Source organism: Psychromicrobium ferritrahens (assembly GCF_043789415.1).
Lineage (GTDB): Bacteria > Actinomycetota > Actinomycetes > Actinomycetales > Micrococcaceae > Renibacterium.
Genome location: NZ_JBDLLW010000002.1, coordinates 192,859 through 210,991 on the forward strand (window position 1 = coordinate 192,859; position 18,133 = coordinate 210,991).

At 62.2% G+C, this 18,133-nt stretch carries 16 protein-coding genes; 4 read left to right on the plus strand and 12 right to left on the minus strand.

Going from position 1 to position 18,133, the window contains the following annotated elements:
• Positions 1–14: 14 nt before the first annotated feature.
• The 3 genes from ABDK06_RS10600 to ABDK06_RS10610 form a co-directional block, all read right to left on the minus strand.
• Positions 15–2,612, minus strand: a complete 2,598-nt coding sequence (locus tag ABDK06_RS10600) for an HAD-IC family P-type ATPase (RefSeq protein ID WP_394940992.1) — start codon at positions 2,610–2,612, stop codon at positions 15–17.
• A gap of 217 nt (positions 2,613–2,829) precedes the next feature.
• On the minus strand, positions 2,830–4,140 hold the full coding sequence (locus ABDK06_RS10605) for a class I SAM-dependent RNA methyltransferase (protein WP_394940993.1): 1,311 nt from the start codon (positions 4,138–4,140) through the stop codon (positions 2,830–2,832).
• On the minus strand, positions 4,141–6,117 hold the full coding sequence (locus ABDK06_RS10610) for an APC family permease (protein WP_394940994.1): 1,977 nt from the start codon (positions 6,115–6,117) through the stop codon (positions 4,141–4,143).
• A gap of 120 nt (positions 6,118–6,237) precedes the next feature.
• On the opposite strand from ABDK06_RS10610, the gene ABDK06_RS10615 reads away from it, so the two are divergent.
• Positions 6,238–6,912 (plus strand): potassium channel family protein, encoded by a 675-nt coding sequence (locus ABDK06_RS10615; RefSeq protein WP_394941310.1) that lies wholly within the window; start codon positions 6,238–6,240, stop codon positions 6,910–6,912.
• Positions 6,909–7,613 carry a potassium channel family protein gene (locus tag ABDK06_RS10620; RefSeq protein ID WP_394940995.1) on the plus strand — a complete coding sequence of 235 codons (705 nt, stop codon included), beginning with the start codon at positions 6,909–6,911 and terminating at the stop codon, positions 7,611–7,613. The genes ABDK06_RS10615 and ABDK06_RS10620 overlap by 4 nt, the downstream gene beginning before the upstream one ends.
• Here the strand turns inward: ABDK06_RS10620 and ABDK06_RS10625 are convergent.
• The 4 genes from ABDK06_RS10625 to dut are packed head-to-tail and all read right to left on the minus strand — an operon-like array spanning position 7,543 to position 10,017.
• Positions 7,543–8,334, minus strand: coding sequence for a DUF3159 domain-containing protein (locus ABDK06_RS10625; protein ID WP_394940996.1), 792 nt, complete (start codon positions 8,332–8,334; stop codon positions 7,543–7,545). The two genes, ABDK06_RS10620 and ABDK06_RS10625, sit on opposite strands and share 71 nt — an antisense overlap.
• Positions 8,331–8,711 (minus strand): single stranded DNA-binding domain-containing protein, encoded by a 381-nt coding sequence (locus tag ABDK06_RS10630; RefSeq protein ID WP_394940997.1) that lies wholly within the window; start codon positions 8,709–8,711, stop codon positions 8,331–8,333. Before ABDK06_RS10630 ends, ABDK06_RS10625 begins: the two co-directional genes overlap by 4 nt.
• Positions 8,712–8,715: 4 nt before the next feature.
• Positions 8,716–9,507, minus strand: coding sequence for a DUF3710 domain-containing protein (locus ABDK06_RS10635; protein ID WP_394940998.1), 792 nt, complete (start codon positions 9,505–9,507; stop codon positions 8,716–8,718).
• A gap of 3 nt (positions 9,508–9,510) precedes the next feature.
• Complete coding sequence (gene dut, locus ABDK06_RS10640; RefSeq protein ID WP_394940999.1) at positions 9,511–10,017, minus strand: dUTP diphosphatase; 507 nt, start codon at positions 10,015–10,017, stop codon at positions 9,511–9,513.
• 193 nt (positions 10,018–10,210) lie between these two features.
• Here dut and ABDK06_RS10645 point away from each other — a divergent pair, with 193 nt between their 5' ends.
• On the plus strand, positions 10,211–10,684 hold the full coding sequence (locus tag ABDK06_RS10645; protein ID WP_394941000.1) for a DUF3093 domain-containing protein: 474 nt from the start codon (positions 10,211–10,213) through the stop codon (positions 10,682–10,684).
• Position 10,685: 1 nt separating this feature from the next.
• Here ABDK06_RS10645 and ABDK06_RS10650 read toward each other — a convergent pair whose 3' ends face one another.
• Entirely contained in the window at positions 10,686–10,985 is a 300-nt protein-coding gene (locus ABDK06_RS10650; protein WP_045073621.1) for a DUF4193 domain-containing protein, read from the minus strand.
• A gap of 414 nt (positions 10,986–11,399) precedes the next feature.
• Here ABDK06_RS10650 and sepH point away from each other — a divergent pair, with 414 nt between their 5' ends.
• Positions 11,400–12,620: a septation protein SepH gene (sepH, locus tag ABDK06_RS10655; RefSeq protein WP_394941001.1), complete on the plus strand. Its 1,221-nt coding sequence runs from the start codon at positions 11,400–11,402 to the stop codon at positions 12,618–12,620.
• 222 nt (positions 12,621–12,842) lie between these two features.
• On the opposite strand, the gene ABDK06_RS10660 is transcribed toward sepH, so the two are convergent.
• Genes ABDK06_RS10660 through ABDK06_RS10675 form a run of 4 tightly spaced genes read right to left on the minus strand, consistent with a single transcriptional unit; the run spans position 12,843 to position 18,084 of the window.
• The gene (locus ABDK06_RS10660; protein ID WP_394941002.1) at positions 12,843–13,532 is read right to left on the minus strand and encodes a thymidine kinase; all 690 of its coding nucleotides are present in this window, start codon (positions 13,530–13,532) and stop codon (positions 12,843–12,845) included.
• A 6-nt stretch (positions 13,533–13,538) separates the two neighbouring features.
• Positions 13,539–14,717 carry an alkaline phosphatase family protein gene (locus ABDK06_RS10665; protein WP_394941003.1) on the minus strand — a complete coding sequence of 393 codons (1,179 nt, stop codon included), beginning with the start codon at positions 14,715–14,717 and terminating at the stop codon, positions 13,539–13,541.
• A gap of 4 nt (positions 14,718–14,721) precedes the next feature.
• Positions 14,722–15,402, minus strand: a complete 681-nt coding sequence (locus tag ABDK06_RS10670) for a DUF5998 family protein (protein WP_394941004.1) — start codon at positions 15,400–15,402, stop codon at positions 14,722–14,724.
• A 57-nt stretch (positions 15,403–15,459) separates the two neighbouring features.
• Positions 15,460–18,084: a bifunctional acetate--CoA ligase family protein/GNAT family N-acetyltransferase gene (locus tag ABDK06_RS10675; RefSeq protein ID WP_394941005.1), complete on the minus strand. Its 2,625-nt coding sequence runs from the start codon at positions 18,082–18,084 to the stop codon at positions 15,460–15,462.
• Positions 18,085–18,133 lie beyond the last annotated feature (49 nt).

Below are 18,133 nucleotides of genomic sequence, written 5' to 3' on the forward strand. Positions count from 1 at the left end.
CAAGTAACTTGAACCTATTCCCTTTCGGAGACGGCACCACGGCGCTTGAGTACCCGATAGAGAATTTCAACCGCCGCACAGCCTAGAACAACTACTCCAATGGTAACTGCCAGCAAGCTTCCGGTTGGCACCTGAAGCGCGAAGAACTCGCGGGCGAAGGGCACCGTGAGCACCAGCACCAAGCCGAGCAGCATTGCACCGACCACCGCGGCACGCCAGCGGTCAAAGGGCCTGGCCAGGGTCCCCAGCACCCAGAGAGCGATCAGCAGCACAGCCGCGGTAGTGGCGGTGCGGCCCGCTTCCAGCTGGGCTTCCGGGCTCAGCGCGAGATCCGGGAAAGCCCGGGAGAAGCCGTAGACCGCGACGATACACACCGCGATGATCGCCCCGGCAGGGACCGAGAAGAGCAGCACCCGGCGCAGGAAACCCGGCTGATAACGACGCTTATTGGGCAGCAGAGCTAGGAAGAAAGCCGGGATGCCGATGGTCAGCGAGGAGATGATGGAGAGCTGGCGCGGCAGGAAAGGATACTGCCAGAGCACGATGCCGATGAAGAGCGAGATCAGAATGGCATAAGCGGTCTTCGTCAGGAAGAGGTTCGCCACCCGCTCCACATTGGCGATCACCCGTCGCCCTTCGGCGACCACTCCCGGCATCCGGGAGAACTGACCGTCCAGTAGCACCAGCCTGGCGACCGCTTTGGTCGCCGCGGCCCCCGAACCCATCGCGATGCCGATATCGGCGTTCTTCAAGGCGAGCGCATCGTTCACGCCGTCACCGGTCATCGCCACTACATGCCCGCGCTTTTGCAGGGCGAGCACAATAGATTTCTTCTGCTCGGGAGTCACCCGGCCGAGCACCTGCTCCTTCTCGAGCACTTCACCGAGTTCGTCAAGGTCCTCGGGCAGCTGCCGGGCGTCGTAGCCCTGACCGACGTCCTGAAAGCCGACCTCGCGGGCGACGGCGGCCACCGTACGCGGGTTGTCTCCCGAGATGACCCGCAGATCGACGCCCTGTTCACGGAAATAGGCGAGGGTTTCGGAGGCGTCCGGGCGGACTTTCTCCCGGAAGGTCAGAATCGCCACCGGGTGCAGGCCTGTGGGGACTTCTTCGTTGCTGAGTGAGACTTCGCTCGCGGAATCGTCGCTGTGTGCCAGCACGAGCGCCCGCAGCCCCTGCTCGGCGAGCCGACCGGCCTCCTGTAACGCTGACTGGTGACTTTCGACGTCGTGCCTGAGCACCATCTCCGGGGCACCGAAGACCCAACTGCCCCGGGGCTCTTCGAAGTCACCTGGCTGTCCGGGTTCACTGGGCTCCGTAGTAAAGCCCACCGCGCTCCATTTGCGGGCGCTATTGAAGGGCACCTTGACACTGGGTTGGCTGGCCGGCAGCTCGGTGTATTCCGGGCGCAGGCAGGCGGCGGTGGCGTTCGCGTTCGGATCGGCACCGATCCAGCCGAGCACCCGGCGGAAGCCTGACACTTCACCCAGGGAGTGCTCGGCGTCGAAGACGATCTCGCCTTCGGTGAGCGTCCCGGTCTTGTCGAGGCAGACGATATCCACCCGCGCCAAGCCCTCGACCGCCGGGAGTTCCTGGACCAGGACCTGTCGGCGGGCCAGGGTGACCGCGGCTAGGCCGAAGGAGATACTGGTCAGCAGCACGAGCCCTTCCGGGATCATCGCCACGATGGAGGCGACCGCCGAGACCACCGCGTCTTTCCAGGCACCGGTCTGCAAAGCGCTCGCCCAGCCGCCCTTGGCCTGCATCTGGCCATTGACCACCAGCAGCACGAGCGGGACCAGCGCCCAGGTGATGTAGAGCACGATCTTATTGATCGAGTTGCGGATCTCGGAATTGACCATGGAGAACCGCTTGGCTTCCGCGGTGAGCTTGGAGGCGAAGGACTCGACGCCGACCCGCTGTACCCTGGCCGTTCCTGACCCGGAGACCACCGCTGAGCCGGAGAGCACCTCATCGCCTGGCTTCTTGTCGATCGGATCGGATTCACCGGTGAGCAGCGACTCATCGACTTCCAGGCTTTCCACGCTGAGCACCCGAGCATCGGCGGGGATCTGGTCCCCGGTGCGCAGTACGAGGATATCGTCGTACACCACCTCGCCGACGGCGATCTCTCGGGGACTACTTTGAGGGCTGCCCTGCTGCCCCATGCCCTGACGGAGCACCCGGGCGTGCGGTGCATTGAGCACCGCCAGCTTGTCCAGCGTTCGTTTGGCCCGATATTCCTGCACCACGCCGATGGCGGCGTTGGCGAGCACGATGACGCCGAATAAAGCATCCTTCCACTCCCCGACCAGGAGCACCACCACGAAACAGGCACCCAGCACGATATTGAACAGGGTGACCAGATTGGCGCGCAAGATCTGGGCGATGCTCCGGCTGGATTCGTTCGGGACGGCGTTGTCCAGGCCCAGCGAAAACCGTCTGGCTACCTGAGCTTCGGTCAAGCCAGCATCGGAGAACGCGTTGTCGGAGCGTTCATCAGGCGATTGGGAAAGCTGCAGTTTGGCATCGGAGATTGCGGCGAGTCTCGCTGCGTTCTTGGTTTCGTTCTTGACTTCAGCACGGCTCGGCATGGTCTTTTGGCTGCTCATGATGTTGACCACTCTATGCGAGCTAAGCCAGCCTCGCCTCAGTCTGGAGACGGATGTTTTGGATTAGCTGGCGAGACGTCGGAGAGAGGCCACTGAACCCCAGCCCACCGAAACTGAACCCCAGCCCACCGAATCCGGGTTTCACCGGGGGTGAGACAGCTTGGCCCACTGAAACTCCCGATTCAGTGGGCCCAGGTCCGGCGGAAAAAGGAGCCAGCTAACCCTTCGGCACCAGCAACGCCACGGTCTCCAGGTGGTGCGTGTGCGGGTACAGGTCGAAGGCGCGCAGCTCAGCCAGTTCCCAGCCAAGCGCAGAGAAATACCCGACATCCCGAGCAAAAGACGCCGGATCGCAGGAGACATAGGCCACCGCACGGGGTCCGCTCGCCGCGATCTGCCGCACCACGTTCTTCCCCGCCCCGGCCCTCGGCGGGTCGAGCACGACGGCGTCCAACCGGCTACCTTCACTACCGGAGCGCGCTGCAGCGGCGAGCACCCGTTCGACCCTTCCTGGCCGCACCAAGACCTGAGGCTGCCGCTCGAAGTTGTGCGCCGCGTCCTTCGAGGTCACCGGCGAGCCCTCGACCGAGAGCACTTCCCCAGTCACGCCAACAGCTTCGGCGAGCAAGGAGCTGAAAAGCCCGGCCCCCGCATAGAGGTCAGCAACTCTCGATCCGGGGTGCAAAACATCGGAGAGAAACTCAGAAACAGCGGCCGTCAAAGTCTGCGGTGCGCCACGATGGATCTGCCAGAAACCATCCCCGCTGACCCGGAAATCCCGGCCCAGGGCTTCCTCCCGCAACCAGGGTCTGCCCTTCAGCGCGGAAACCCGAGAGCGTTCTGCATCCCAGTGCGCAGCGGACACGCCCTCGGGCAGCTCTCGGGCGATCCGGGAAGCAGCAGCCTTTGCTCCAGCCAGCAGAACCAACGGCCCATCTCCCGAGGTCGGCGCCGCGATTTCCAGCCGGTCGATCCCGCTGAAGTCCAAGTCCCAGAGCGGCAGATCCCGAATCCCCCGCACTGCGAGCGGCATCTCTCGCACCGGAAGCACCTGATGCGAGCGGTGTGCGTGCATGCCCAGCACACCGTCGGGAGCAACCGCGAAACCGCTGCGAGTTCGCCAGCCCAGCCCATCGGGGCTCTCCCCCGGCACTTCCTCGACCGGCGTCGAACGCTCCAAACCGGCCAGCCGCTGCAATTGCTCGGCGAGTACCCGGCCTTTCAGCTCACGCTGGAAAGCGCGTTCGATATGCCCGAATTCCGCACCGCCCACCGGCAGCGCACCGCTGGCATAGCTCCGTAATGAGTCCGCGACCGGCCAGAAATGCGCAACCCGCGCCTCTGCTGCTTCCAGCACTTCGACGACGTCGGCTCGCCAGAAATGCGCTTCCTCCCCGGCATCGGTGAGCGCAATCCGGACCCGTTCGCCGGGCAGCGCATGCCGCACGAAAATGACCCTGCCCTGATCCCGCGCGACGCAGTGCCCGCCGTGTGCCACCGCTCCAACAGTGACTTCGAGACCCCGCATTTAAAGCAATTCCTGAGAGCGCCGAGCAGCTTCGGAGGAAGCCAACTGCCAGGGCACGCTGGCCACCATGACTCCTGGTTCGAAGTGCAACCGGGTCTTGATCCGCAGAGCCGTCTGGTTGTGCACCAGTTGTTCCCACCACTTGCCCACGACGTACTCCGGAATGTAGACCACCACCAGATCTCGTGGTGAATCCCGGCGGATGTTCTTCACGTACTCCATGATCGGGGTGACGGTTTCCCGGTACGGGCTGGCCAGCACGGTCAGCGGCACCGGGATCTCCAGCTTTGCCCAAGCTTGAACGGTTTTCTCGGTGTCCTCAGAATCGATATCCACCGTAATGGCGTCTAGCTGCGAAGGACGCGAGGCACGGGCGAAGGCCAGCGCGCGCAGCACCGGCTTGCGCACGTGCGAAACCAACAGCACGGCGTGCACTCGGGTGGGCAGAGCCCGTGGCGAAGCATCTTCATCGACCGCCAGTTCCCGAGCCACATTGCTGTAGTGCCGTTGAATACTGCCCATCACCAGGAAGAGTATGGCCATCGCGAGCAGAGCGATCCAGGCCCCTTGCTCGAATTTGGTGATCAGCACGATCACCAGCACGGTCAGGGTCATCAGGAAGCCGATGGTGTTGATGGTGCGCGATTTGATGATCCGCAGTTTTGCCTGCCGGTCCTTGACCAGTTTGAGGGCGCGCCCCCAGTGCCGGATCATGCCGAGCTGGCTCGCGGTGAAGGAGATGAAGACGCCGACGATGTAGAGCTGAATCAGCTTGGTGACGTCTGCGTTGAAAGCGACGATCAAGATGATCGCACCGAGAGCGAGCGCCAGCACACCGTTGCTGTAGGCGAGCCGATCCCCACGGGTGCGCAGCTGCCGGGGAAGATAACCGTCCTGGGCCAGGATCGAGGCGAGCACCGGGAACCCGTTGAAAGCGGTGTTCGAGGCGAAGACCAGGATCACCCCGGTGGCCGCGACAATGATGAAGAACGGGATGGAGCCGGGGCCGAAGATGGTTTGCGCGATCTGGCTGATCGCGGGGTTCTGCACATAGCCTTCAGGTAGTGGATGGCCGTCCAGCAGGAACTCTTTGCTGGGATCCTGAACGATATGCACGCCGGTGGCATTGGCCAGGTAAAGGATACCGGCCAGCATCGCGGCCGCGATGGTTCCTAAGAGGAGCAGAGTAGTTGCCGCGTTCTTCGACTTGGGTTTGCGGAAGTTCGGCACCCCGTTGCTGATCGCCTCGACTCCGGTGAGTGCCGCCGCACCGGAGGAGAAAGCACGGAGCAGCAGGAACGCCCCGGCCAGGCCGACAATGCCCTGTTCGTATTCCGGAACCGGCACGATCTCGAAAGCAGCGCTGGGTGCTTTAGCCAGGTTTCCGGTGATCGCCTGGAAGATGCCGACCGCCGTCATACCTAAAATGCAGACCATGAAGATATAGGTCGGCACCGCGAAAACGCTGCCGGCCTCTTTGATGCCGCGCAGATTCACCAGCGCCAGCAGCACGACGCCGATCACCGCAACCCAGGCTTGGGTGCCGTGCAGACCCGGAATCGCCGAGGTCAGATAATTCGCTGCTGAGGACATCGAGACAGCAACCGTGAGCACATAATCGACGAGCAGAGCCGAAGCCACGGTGAGCCCCGCGGTCTTGCCCAGATTGACGTTGGCGATCTCGTAGTCTCCGCCGCCCGAGGGGTAGGCGTGCACGTTCTGCCGGTAAGAAGCCACCACGGTGATCAGCACGATCATCACGGCCAGTCCGACGAGTGGCGAGATGGTCACCGCAGCGGCACCGGCGAGGGCGAGCGTGAGCAGGATTTCATCCGGGGCATACGCCACCGACGACAACGCGTCCGAAGCGAAAACTGGCAACGCGATGCGCTTGGGTAAGAGAGTGTGGGCCATCCGGTCATTACGGAACGGGCGGCCCACAATAACCCGCTTCAGGGCGTTGAGAAAGGTCAGCACGTCCCTACTCTACATATCTGTGCCTACAATTGGCTGCGGTGCAACAGACCCTTCGAGCACCCGTGGATGAAACATCCATCAGCCGACCGAACGAACATCGAAGGAATAGGGAGAGATCCAGTGGCGCACTATGTGATCATGGGCTGCGGCCGGGTGGGAGCCACCCTAGCTCACACCCTGGAGGATTCCGGCCACACCGTGGCCATCATCGATCAGGACGACCGAGCCTTTCGTCGGCTGCGCAAGGATTTCAGCGGTCGCAAAGTCACCGGGATCGGCTTCGACCGGGAGACCCTGAAACAGGCCGATATCGAACTTGCTTACGCCTTTGCGGCGGTCTCCAGCGGAGATAACTCGAATGTGCTAGCCACCAGGGTGGCCCGCGAGACCTTCCATGTGGAACACGTCGTCGCTCGGATTTACGATCCGGGTCGCGCTGAGATCTACCAGCGCTTGGGCATTCCCACGGTCGCCGCAGTGCGCTGGAGCGCGGACCAAGTGCTCCGCCGTATTCTGCCGGAACAGAGCATCGCCGGGGATTTCCGCGAGGCCTCCGGCCGCCTGATGCTCAGTGAGGTACCGCTGCACGACGGCTGGATCGGTCGCAGCCTGGAGGATCTGGAACAGCTCAGCGGTGTTCGGGTCGCCTACCTGACGCGCTTCGGTGAGGGCATCCTGCCCAATCACGAAACCAGTTACCAGCAGGGCGACACGGTGCACGTCATGCTGGAAGTCGCCAAACGGTCCGAAGTCGAGCACGTGCTGGGCACCGCCCCAGCGAAGGAGTCAGAATGAAAGTCGTTATCGCTGGTGCGGGCAGCGTCGGCTCATCCATCGCCCGTGAACTGCTCTCGCACGGTCATGAGGTTCTGCTGATCGATGCCAAACCCGAAGTGATCGGCCGCAGCGGCCTGCGCGGCGCGCGCTGGCTGATCGGCGACGCCTGCGAAATCAGCACGCTGCGTGAGGCGAAACTCGACGAAGCCGACGTCGTGGTCTCCTCCACCGGCGACGACAAGGTCAATCTAGTGGTCTCCCTGCTGGCCAAAACCGAATTCGGGGTGGGCCGCACGGTGGGCCGGGTGAATAACCCGAAGAATGACTGGATGTTTGACGACTCCTGGGGCGTCGATGTCGCGGTGAACACTCCGCGGCTGATGACGGCGCTCGTCGAGGAAGCCGTGGAAATCGGTGACCTGGTCCGCCTGCTCACCCTGCAAACAGGTGTCTCCTCCCTGGTCGAATTCACCATGCCGCAGGATTCACCGCTGCTCGGTGCCACCGTGGGCTCAATTGACTGGCCCGCGGATTCGACCCTGGTGGCGATTCTGCGAGACGAAGCTCCCATCACACCGAGCACCGACGATGTGATCGATGGCGGAGACGAATTATTCTTCATCACCACCATCGCCGCCGAGGACGAGCTCAGGGCTTTGCTTGCTCCTGCGCCGGATCAGCCGGGTCGGACTCAGCCGGGTCAGACTCAGCAGAACTGACCTCGACAGTGGGCCGCGAGATCATCCAGGCGAGCCAGAGCGCCAAGGCGTAGAGCGGCACCCCCATAGCGAGCCGGGTGGCACCCAGAGCGGCTAGATTCTCCGCGAAATACAGCGGCACCTGAACGAGCAGTCGAAGCACGAAAAGTGCCAGAACGATCCAGGCCGCGAGCATATAGGCCCGACGCCGCCCGGCTTTGGCGCGCCATTCCAGGTTCTCGCCGCGGATGAAGCCGAAGAGCAGCCCGGTGATCGGCCAACGAAATAGCATAGAAAGACCGACCACTGCGATGCCCACCACGTTGGTCAGGAACCCTGGCACATAGTAGTCCAGCGCGTTTCCGGTGCTGCGGGAGAACAAAGCGCAAATGGCGATGCCGACCAATCCGGAGAAGGACTGCACGACGCTGCCCCGCTGCAACAAACGCAGCACGGTGAAAATCACGCCCACCGCGATCGCCGCAATCACCGAGACCGTGAGATCCTGCCAGATCATGAAGCTGATCAGGAACACCAAGCCGGGCACTAAAGTCTCAGCCAAGCCGCGCCAACCGCCGACAGCCTTCATCAGATCAATCTGCCCGTGCTCATTGCGGGTCAGCCCGGAACGGGCGGCATAGCTCTCCGCCAATTGCGCAAAACTGGGTTCCGGCTGACCTTGAGCGCTCTTTTCAGCCTCGCTCTTTTCAGGCTCATCCGGCTTTTGCTGGGCTTCACTCACGAAGAATACTCCTGGAACTCTGGCTTACCGATAATTTCATAGCGGGGGTTGAAGATCGTGGGCAGGCCGTCTCGTTGTGCCACCATGCCTTCGAAGCGCAATTCGGTGCCCGCTTCGATGCCGGGAACCTGCCGACGTCCCAGCCAGATCAGCCGGAGTCTGCTCTTGCCTTCGCCCGCTGCCTCAGCTCCAGACTCCGCGGCAGCCGGTTTCGCCCGGCGGTTCCGGCCAGCATATTTGTCCGCATCGGTGATGATCGCAGCGAATTCGGGGGCCTGATTGACCGGAAGAATGGTGATCGACTCGATATACCCTCGGCCCAAGGCTCGACCGCGTTCCGGAAGCTGACTGATGGTCTTCAGCTCCGTTTTAGCCATCGGATTACCCAATTTGGGTGATCTCCGGGCCGCGCTTCGGGGGTTCTAAGCCCTGCTCCGACTGCGGCTGGTCTGCGGCGTCCGGGGCTGGGGCGGCTTCCTTGGGCAGTGCCAGAGGTAGCAGATCCCGTGGCGGCATCGGCGCATCACCGCGCACCACGACAATAGTCCGGAACAGTGCCTCAAGCTCGCTGGCCGCATCAGCCTCCAAGGCAGCAGGACCGCCGAGCACTCCGCGGAGGAACCAGCGAGGCCCGTCCACTCCGATGAACCGGGCGGCTCGGAAGCCCTTACTGCCATCAGCGGCTTCAGCGGGAAGCTTGGCCAGCACCTCGGGGCCGAAACTGCCGTCCAGCTCTTCCACATTGCCACCCTGGGATTCCACCGAGGCAGCGATGTTCTCTCGGATCTCAGACCAGAGACCGCTCGACCGAGGAGCTGCAAAAGCCTGCAGCTGGAGTGAGGACCCGGCCAGATCGAGGGTAACCGCGATCACCCGCTGGCTGCTCTCTTCCACTTCCAAGCGCAGTTGCAGGCCGGACTGCGGAGCGATCAGCAGCGCACCGAGATCCACATACCCCTCGGGAGCATCCACTTCGTCGATATCGAAGGGCCCGTGCAGCTCCCGTTCATAGACAGCGTCAAGGGGGTCTGTGCGTCGTGCAGCAGTGCTGCCCTCGGCGGAGGAGTTAGCTTCTGTCGGCTCAGTCTCTGCTGCTTCAGTTTCCTCAGCGACCGATTCCTCAGTGACCGAATCGGACTTCGAGGTGGATCGCTTTCCGCGCCCAAAAATCATGGGTTACTCCTTGCCAACAGGCTGATTATCGAAAAAAGTAGTGGTGAATCCGCCGGTGGAGCCGAAGCCTGCGGTACCGCGCACCGAGTCGGGCAGCTCCTCGACGGGGAGGAACTGCGCATATTCGACGCGTTGGATCACCATTTGTGCAATTCTATCGCCCCGAGACAGGCTGATGGGCTGCGATAGATCGGTGTTCAGCAGGGTCACCGCAATTTCTCCGCGATATCCGGCGTCCACGGTACCCGGGGCGTTGACAATGGTGATCCCGTGCTTGGTGGCGAGCCCGGATCGGGGGTGGATCAAAGCCACGAATCCCTCAGGCAAGGCAATCGAAACCCCGGTGGGAACCAGAACCCGCTCACCGGGGGCGATCACCACGTCGATGCGGGTCCGCAAATCGGCACCGGCATCCCCTGGGTGTGCATAGCTCGGCGGTTCGAGTCCCGGATCGAGCATTTTGAGCTGCACCGCCAATTTGGGCTGCCTTGGGAGCGTTGGCTCGGACACAATGACCTCCGTCGTGAAGTGGGAGCGGACTGTTCTGATGCGAAACACTCTAGCCTGCTCAGCGCCCTCTGAATTTCCACCCGAGACGGCGGATACTTGCTGCGCCGGGGCCGGGCGGGTGCTCAATGCAGACGGAGACCGATGCTTCCCGCCGAATTCGCGGGAAAGTGCGAAAAGTGACAAGCTGGGGATCATGCCGCAGAACGCCCAGGACCTGAGTTCAAACAGTTACACCGAAAAACTTTGGCCAACACCGTGGATCTGGCTTATCGCGGCGGGCATTTCTGCTGCGGGAATCTTGATCCTGGCCCCGATCAGCCTGCTCGCCGGCTATATCGCCGCAGTGGTGCTCTTCCTCTTGCAACTGGTGTTCCTGATCAGCAGCACCCCTCGTATCGAGGTCACGGAGCACACCCTCACGGTGGGCCGGGCGAGCATTGAACGCCAGTACGTCGGAGAGGTCACCGCTTACCGTGGAGACGCTGCTTTCGCTCAGCGCGGTCCGCAGCTCAATGGGCTCGCTTTCCTCTGCCTCCGTGGCTGGATCTCCCCCGTCGTCAAAATAATGATCACCGACGAAACCGATCCGACTCCTTACTGGTTAACCTCGACGAGGCGGCCCGAGCAGCTTGTCGCTGCCCTGACCGCCTCGAATAATGTGAAGTGAATCAGCCTTCGCAATCCTTGCAGTAAAGCAGGCCGTTCTTCTCCCGTGCAATCTGTGAACGATGCCGAACCAGGAAGCAGGAAGAACAGGTGAATTCATCCGCCTGTGCAGGCAGTACCCGCACCAGCAGTTCTTCACCAGAAAGATCCGCACCAGGTAGCTCATAGCTATCCGCCGCTTCAGCCTCGTCCTCATCAACGACTGCCGATTGTTTATCGGTACGGCGGGACTTCAATTCTTCAATTGAGTCCTCGCTGAGATCGTCTTCTGTTTTCCGCGGCGCATCGTAGTCAGTCGCCATAATTCTATGCTCACGCTCCGGTCTTGGTACGTAGTTAATGCTCAGTCATGCGTAGTGATACGCACTGATATTCAGGCCCCCTTGGTGCCTCACAGATCAAACGTCATGAGGTGCGATTTTGTGCCCGGTAACGGGGTGATTTTTGCGCATATTCTTCACAAACACCAGCTAGAGCGCAATAATCGTGGGTGATTTCGCTCACAGTGCGCAAAATACTGGGTAAATCACAGCAAAATCACTGGTTTCCCCCACCCGTGATCCGGCCACCGGTCCCTTCTAGCAACTGGGACTAAGCCACCATACAACATCCGCCACGCCTGCGTGGGTCGTAGTAATCCGAGCCTTTCGGTGGCAGAGTTTCAACTGAGCTGGTGCTTGGATTCCAGCGGTGGACAATAAGCGGGTGATGAGGCTATGCGGGATCTGCGATTGGTGGGAGTTCATGACGACGGCGAGCATTTACTGCTCAGTGGCACAGACGGGGAGATTTACCGACTGCGCATCGATGAAGCGTTGCGCGTCGCCTCGTCGCGCACACTTTCTCGCGGAGCGAACACGATGAACGATGAACAGCATGCCAATCGCCTCTCCCCCAAGGATATTCAACAGCGCATTCGGGGTGGAGCCAGCGCCCAAGAGATCGCCGAAGCCTCCGGAGTCCCCTTAGAGCACATCCAGCGTTATGAGGGTCCGGTGCTGGCCGAACGCGAATACGTCTCGCAGCAAGCCAGGCTGGTCAAAGTCGCCGATGCGATCCCCGGTCACGACGGTTACCGCTCAGCCTTTGGCGACGATCCGGCCAATCTGGGCGAAATGGTGGCTCACCGATTGACCGCCTACGGCATCGAGTCAGAATCCGTGGTCTGGGACGCCTGGCGCCGGGCAGACGGCAGCTGGACCGTGACAGCTGATTTCGAAGCAACCCCCAGTCAGCTCTCAGGTATCGGCGAATCGGCGCCGGCACAGTGGATTTACCACCCCTCCCGGAAAAGCCTGCAGAATACCAATCGCTGGGCCCAGTTGCTCAGCGAGATCGCTCCGCTCGATTCACCGCTGCCTTCCCGCAGGCTTTCCGCGGTCGCGGACCGTCCCTTCGACATTGAAAGCGAACGCCCAGCGGAGCCGGAAGAAAGCGCGCTGAGCGCGGACTCAGGTACGTCAGGCACCGGGTCGGAATCATTGCTTGACCTGCTCCGTTCTCGGCGCGGCCAACGACTCGGGGTTTCCGAGGACGACGACGATGCGCTGGCTCTGCTGCTGAGCGAGGGCGTTCCCGCGGCTCACCCGCGGAACGCAGACCCTGAGACGGAAGCGGTGGCCAGCGAGGAAGAAGAGGACGAATCGGCAGAGCCCACTCAGCCCTCGGTCTTCCCGCCTCTGGCCCTCGCCCCCAAGCTTGCCGAGGCTGAGAACGCTGACGACCCGCTGGGGCTCTTTGGCGATATCAGCACCAACACCCGGGAGATCAGCATTCCGGCTCAGCCGGGCAAAGCGCCTACTTCCGCAGCGGATGCATCAACGGAGGAACCGGAAACGGCAGCCGAGCCGGTGGAACGGCGTCCACCGATCAAGCCGAAGCGCTCCAGCGTGCCGAGCTGGGATGAAATCGTCTTCGGCACTAAATCCGATAACTAGATCGACTCAGGGCTTTCGTTCTGATTCTGAGTTCCATATTTTTGTAGTCCCGCATCGCGAGCCCCCGCGTGGCTGCGAAGCCGACACGCGAAGCCTCGTAGAGAACGGGCAGGGTTCCCTAACCGAGCGCAGCGAGGTAAGGGAAGTCCGTGAACGCTAAGGGACGGAAAATATGGAATTCTGAATGCCTCCTTGAACCATTGCCTCCTTAGACACAATGGTTCAAGGCTTTGGCGGAACCGAGCAGATTTCCAGATCTGAGACGTCGAAGGGCAGCAGCTGGTCTTTTTCCACCAGTTGATTCGCGGTGTAAGCGGTAACGCGGCGCATGTAATGACGCCGGCAGAGCGTCTCGTAGCCGACCTGAGCTTGGGGAGCGGAACTGGTCACATCGCCCACCACGACTTGGTCTCCCTCGACCACCATCACGCCGTCCACGGTCCGTGCGTTGTGAGTCGCGCGGCGGCCGCACCAGCAGAGCGCTTCCACCTGAAGCACTTGCACTCGATCGGCGAGCTCGATCAACCGCTGCGAACCGGGAAAGAGCCTGGTCCGGAAATCCGCGGTGATCCCGAAGGCGAAGACATCCAGATCCATTTCATCCACCAGGCGCGCTAACTGCTCGATCTGCAGTGGGGTGTAAAACTGGGCTTCATCGCAGATCAGGTAGTCGAGGGCGGCGCCATGAGTACGTCTGAGGACCACTTCGTCCCAGAAGTCGGTTTCAGCCGCCACCTCGATCGCCTCGGTCTGCAGCCCGAGGCGGGAGGAGATCATCGACTCACCCGCTCGGTCATTACAGCTGAACAATAAACCAGCCCGGCCCCGGGCACTATGATTGTGGTTCAGTTGCAGAGCGAGCGTTGATTTGCCGCAGTCCATCGTGCCGGAGTAGAAAACCAGCTCAGCCATGAATGCTCACCTTCCCGTTCCCTTCCTTCCGGTCACCGGAATTCTCAGTAGCGGAATTTCCCGTTCAGCCTTGGTCAAGGAACCATGTTGCCCGATGACTTCCATCGCCGTGGGACGAACCCGCCGGGTGTCGTAAAAAGCCATCGGCTCTCGGGCCGCGATTAGCAGATCGCCAATCCGCGGCAGGACTTCAGGTCGCACCGTGCCGAAGTACCCTGCGGCAATGGCCTCCTGACGGGTGCAGACGGTTACCTGAGTACCCCAGGTTTTGAGCCACGCCGAGCGGAGGCGTTCCACGTCCGCATCAGGTTCGAGATAGAGCTGCACCAAGCGTGGTTCCCCTCCGGTGTGCCGCACCCCAGCGATCAGCTCGGGCTCCGCCGAATAGTCAATCCGAGCTGATTCCGGAACGTCGATCATGCCGTGATCCGCCGTCAAAAGCAACAGGGTGTCGGGCGGCAATTGCTGGGCCAGGCGCCGCATCGCCGCATCGAGCTCTTCCAGCTCGTATTCCCATTCCCGAGAATCGGCTCCGTACCGATGACCAGCCTTGTCCAGCTCGGACCAGTAGAAGTAGAGCAGAACCTGTTTCTCAGCCGTCAGAAGTTCCGCCGCCGCTGCGGTTCTGGCGTGTACCGTGGCTGCCGGGATAAACCGGCTACCCCGCAATGCGGCCTGCGTCATCGGCGAATTGGCGAATTTCGGCAAGCTGATCGTGGCGGTGGGCAGCACACCCGCCAGCCGCTCGAAGACTGTCTGTTGATTCTGCCAGCGCAAGGGATCCACCGCGGAGTCCCAATTGCCCAGCAGATTGACCACCTTGTCTTGGTCCGGATCGAGCACATCGTAGCCAACCATGCCGTGCAATCCCGGTTCCACCCCGGTGCCCAGGCTGGCGAGCGAACTGGCGGTGGTCGAGGGGAACGCCGAGGTGAGCGTTCGGTAGCTGCTGCTGGTGTTGAGCACAGAGCGCAGGAACGGGGCATGAGCCCCTTTACGTTTCAGCAGCGCAGCACCGAGACCGTCAACCAGCACCACGACGACTCTTTTACTGGCCGGCAAACTGAGCGCATTGTGAAAACCAGGAGCGCCTAAGGCCGCTGCGCTGCTGGTGAGCACCTGAGCGATGGAGCCGGACCCCGGGCCTGATTGCCCATACCCCGGCCAGGGCGCAAGATCGACCATTGACTCAGCGATGCTGATTGCGCCCGAAACGGACGCCCCGGCCCGGGGCATTCGCCCTGAGCAGGGCTGCTTCGGAACTGGCTGCGGCAGCCCTGGCGTTCATGGCGCGCAGCGCCCTGGCGAAGATCTTGGCGTCCTGCACTGCCATGGGGCCATCGGCCTCGGCGCTGATCCGCAGCGCGATGTCTTCCTGGGCGATGTTCCCGGTGTAACCGTGATCGGCTTCGCACTGCGGGTCCCCGCAGGAGGCAGGACCGATATCGATGCGCTGCCCACCCGACCAGCCGATCGAGAGAGTGAGTTCGCGCACCGGATCGGAGGATTTGTACTCCTGCGGCTGCGCGTACATGTAATTCAGCACCACGGAACGAATCTGCTTGACCGGCACGGTTTCGGTGGAGATCTGCGCCACCATCCGCTCACCCTGCTCATCGAGCTGCTGATCATCGACGTGCGCGATCACCAGCATCTCTTCGGTCAGGGCCAAAACGGTGATGTGCCGATGGATCTCAGTCTGATCGAAGTGTGTTTCCAGGTGCGCCAGATGCGCGATGCAGGGGCAGCCGTCGAGTGCCTCATTGACCACATCGCTGACCAGGAGCGGGTAGAAACCAGTGCGCTGGAGTGCTTGCTCCAGGGTCTGGCCTTGCACGATATGCGACCCCGCACCTTGGAAAGCGTTCATATTAGCTATTTTTCCAGAAACCCGCCCCGCTGCCTAACCCTGGTCACTTGAAGACCGCTAAGCCAGCGCCCGCCGAGCGCTATCGGTGCGCTGCGCGGCATTTCCTAACTGCACCGTGACGGAGAGCACGGTGCAGCCCTCAGCTCCGGCGAGCACCGGGTTGAATTCGATCAGCGCGATCTCAGGATGCTCGTCCTTCAAAACAGCCAGCCGTGACACCAGTTCTTCCAAAGCAGCGATCTTGACCGCCGGAAGCCCCTGATAACCGAACAGCTTCGCGGCAGCTCGTGGTGCCCGCACCAGTTCAGCGACATCGCTGGTCGATAGCGGCGGTACCCGGTGCGCCCAATCATCGAGGAGGTTGACGGCGTCCCCCGCCATCCCGAAGGAAACCACGGGTCCCAGCAGCGGATCCTCAATCGCCCTCAGGATGCAGGCCTGCCCCAGCGGCGCCATGCTCTGCACTTCCAGTTCGCTGCTGCCCACGGCTTTCAAGGATTGACGCATCTGAGCAATCTCACGTTTCAGGGTTGCCGCATCCGGGATGTTCAGCCGAACCCCGCCCAGATCCAAGCGGTGCCGGAGTGCCGGGTCGAAGGATTTCAGGGCCACCGGCCAGCCGAGTCGGCCAGCCGCGGCCACAGCCTCCCGATCCGATCTGAAGGTTGCCGAAGGCAGCACCGAAATACCGTAGTAGCTCAGCAGTTGCTGAGCCTGCGAGGCATCGAGAGTCTTCAATTCGGCGCCTTCTACGTGCTCCAGCAGCCTCTCTAAGAAGTCGTGGGCGGCCTCCGGATCGATGCTCTCCGGCGGATCGAAGGTTCCCTGATCACGACGCAGCCATTCCGCATAACGCACCACAGCCGCTAGGGCACTGATCGCGCTGCCCGGTCCCGAGAAGGAAGGCAGTTCCCCGTGAGCGGTTTTCATCAGTCCCTCTACGGTGATCGTGGGGTCGAGGATTCCGCTGAACGCGGCGATCACCGGTTTCCCGGTTTCCCGCGCGCATTGAGCGAGTACTTCGGCAACGCTGTCCACCCCGAGCGCTTCAAGGTCCAGTCCGCGGACCGGCATCAAGGTGGCGATCACCGAGTGCACATCGCTGCGGTGCAAAGTGCTGAGCAGGCGTTCACGTAAGCTGCTCAGCGCCTCCGCGGGTTCTTCCTGATGCGCCAGGTCCGCCACCGTCTCCACCACGATCAGCCCTGTCTGCGCTGCGGCGTCAGCAACCACCCTGGCGAGCGCCAGGGAATTACTGAAAACACTCAGTCCACGACCGGCGGGCAGTGCCTGACTGACCGTGATCTGAGCGATATTGGCGAGTTCGTCGATGTTTTTCACCCTGATGGTCCCGGCTTGCCTGAGCATCGCATCGAGCGCGCCCGCGGGCGCCTGGGTGGTGCGCACCGCGTGCCCTGGCGGTAACTGCAAGCCCAGGGTGTCAGATTTAGCCACGATCACCGGCTTGCTGCGCGCCAAACGACGGGCCAGACGGGAGAACTTCCGCGGGTTGCCGATCGATTCGAAGTACATCGCGCAGACCGCGGTATCGGCGTCGTCCTCCCAGTACTGCAAGAGATCATTGCCCGAGATGTCCGCCCGGCTGCCCGCGGAGACCGCGGTGGAAACCCCGAGTCCGCGACGGGCTGTCGCGGTGTACAGCGACACCCCGATGGCCGCCGACTGGCTGAACAGGCCAAGGTTGCCCCGGGCCGGCATTCCTGCGGCCAGCGAGGCGTTCAACGAGATCTTGGTATTGACCACACCCAGCGACGCCGGGCCGATCAGTCGCATCCCCTGTTCCCGGGCTTGCAGTACGAGTTCTCTTTGCAGGGCCAGACCGGTATCGCCGTCATCGGCGAAGCCACTGGTGAGCACCACGACGCCTTTGACGCCGGCCCGGCCGCATTCCGCGATCACCGCGGAGACCTCAGCTTTGGGCACCGCGATCACCGCCAGGTCGACGGGCTGCGCGAGATCGCGAGCAATCGCGCCACGATAGCCGCCGCTGCGCAGATGATCGAGCAGTTGCTCGGCGAGTCTACCGCTGCCAATCACCGCGATCGACGACGGCGAGAGCAGGCCCTCGATGCTCCGCGCCTCAGCGCGGTGCTCCCTCGAGGCCATCACTTCGAGCGAACGCTCGGTGGGGTCGATATCGAAGCTCAGGCTCACCACGCCGTCGTCGAAATGCCGGCTCACTTCGTACCCGGCCTCGGCGAAGACGGTGAGCATTTTCCGATTCTCCGGCAGCACTTCGGCGGTGAACCGGCTCACCCCGTTCTCCCGAGCGGCAGCGGCCAGGTGCTCAAGCAAAATGGACCCCAGCCCCCTGCCCTGATGGGCGTCGGAGATATTGAAAGCGACCTCGGCGAGTTTGGGGTCGGCCAGCCGGTCGTAGCGGCCGATGCCGATGATCGCCCCGGCCACCGTGATCACAAAAGCCACCCGGTTGCGATAGTCAACCTGGGTGAAGCGACGGAGTTCCTTTTCGGTCAACGTGGAACGATAAGTGAAGAACCTGAGGTAGATCGATTGCTCCGACTGACCCTGGTGAAAGGACTGCACGGCATCGGCGTCCGAGGCAGCGATGGGGCGCAGATGCGCCGTCGCACCGTCCCTGAGCACGACATCGGCTTCCCAATGGTGCGGATATCCGTCTTCCTCGGCTTGAATCACCATAGACTCAACTCTACTGATACCTCTCAACGAGGGGTCGCAGGTTTTAACA

Coding starts and splice junctions, on each gene's coding strand:
- ABDK06_RS10600 (WP_394940992.1), bottom strand. CDS start 2,612: ATGAGCAGCCAAAAGACCATGCCGAGCCGTGCTGAAGTCAAGAACGAA.
- ABDK06_RS10605 (WP_394940993.1), bottom strand. CDS start 4,140: ATGCGGGGTCTCGAAGTCACTGTTGGAGCGGTGGCACACGGCGGGCAC.
- ABDK06_RS10620 (WP_394940995.1), top strand. CDS start 6,909: ATGAAAGTCGTTATCGCTGGTGCGGGCAGCGTCGGCTCATCCATCGCC.
- ABDK06_RS10630 (WP_394940997.1), bottom strand. CDS start 8,711: ATGGCTAAAACGGAGCTGAAGACCATCAGTCAGCTTCCGGAACGCGGT.
- ABDK06_RS10635 (WP_394940998.1), bottom strand. CDS start 9,507: ATGATTTTTGGGCGCGGAAAGCGATCCACCTCGAAGTCCGATTCGGTC.
- ABDK06_RS10645 (WP_394941000.1), top strand. CDS start 10,211: ATGCCGCAGAACGCCCAGGACCTGAGTTCAAACAGTTACACCGAAAAA.
- ABDK06_RS10650 (WP_045073621.1), bottom strand. CDS start 10,985: ATGGCGACTGACTACGATGCGCCGCGGAAAACAGAAGACGATCTCAGC.
- sepH (WP_394941001.1), top strand. CDS start 11,400: ATGCGGGATCTGCGATTGGTGGGAGTTCATGACGACGGCGAGCATTTA.
- ABDK06_RS10660 (WP_394941002.1), bottom strand. CDS start 13,532: ATGGCTGAGCTGGTTTTCTACTCCGGCACGATGGACTGCGGCAAATCA.
- ABDK06_RS10665 (WP_394941003.1), bottom strand. CDS start 14,717: ATGGTCGATCTTGCGCCCTGGCCGGGGTATGGGCAATCAGGCCCGGGG.
- ABDK06_RS10670 (WP_394941004.1), bottom strand. CDS start 15,402: ATGAACGCTTTCCAAGGTGCGGGGTCGCATATCGTGCAAGGCCAGACC.
- ABDK06_RS10675 (WP_394941005.1), bottom strand. CDS start 18,084: ATGGTGATTCAAGCCGAGGAAGACGGATATCCGCACCATTGGGAAGCC.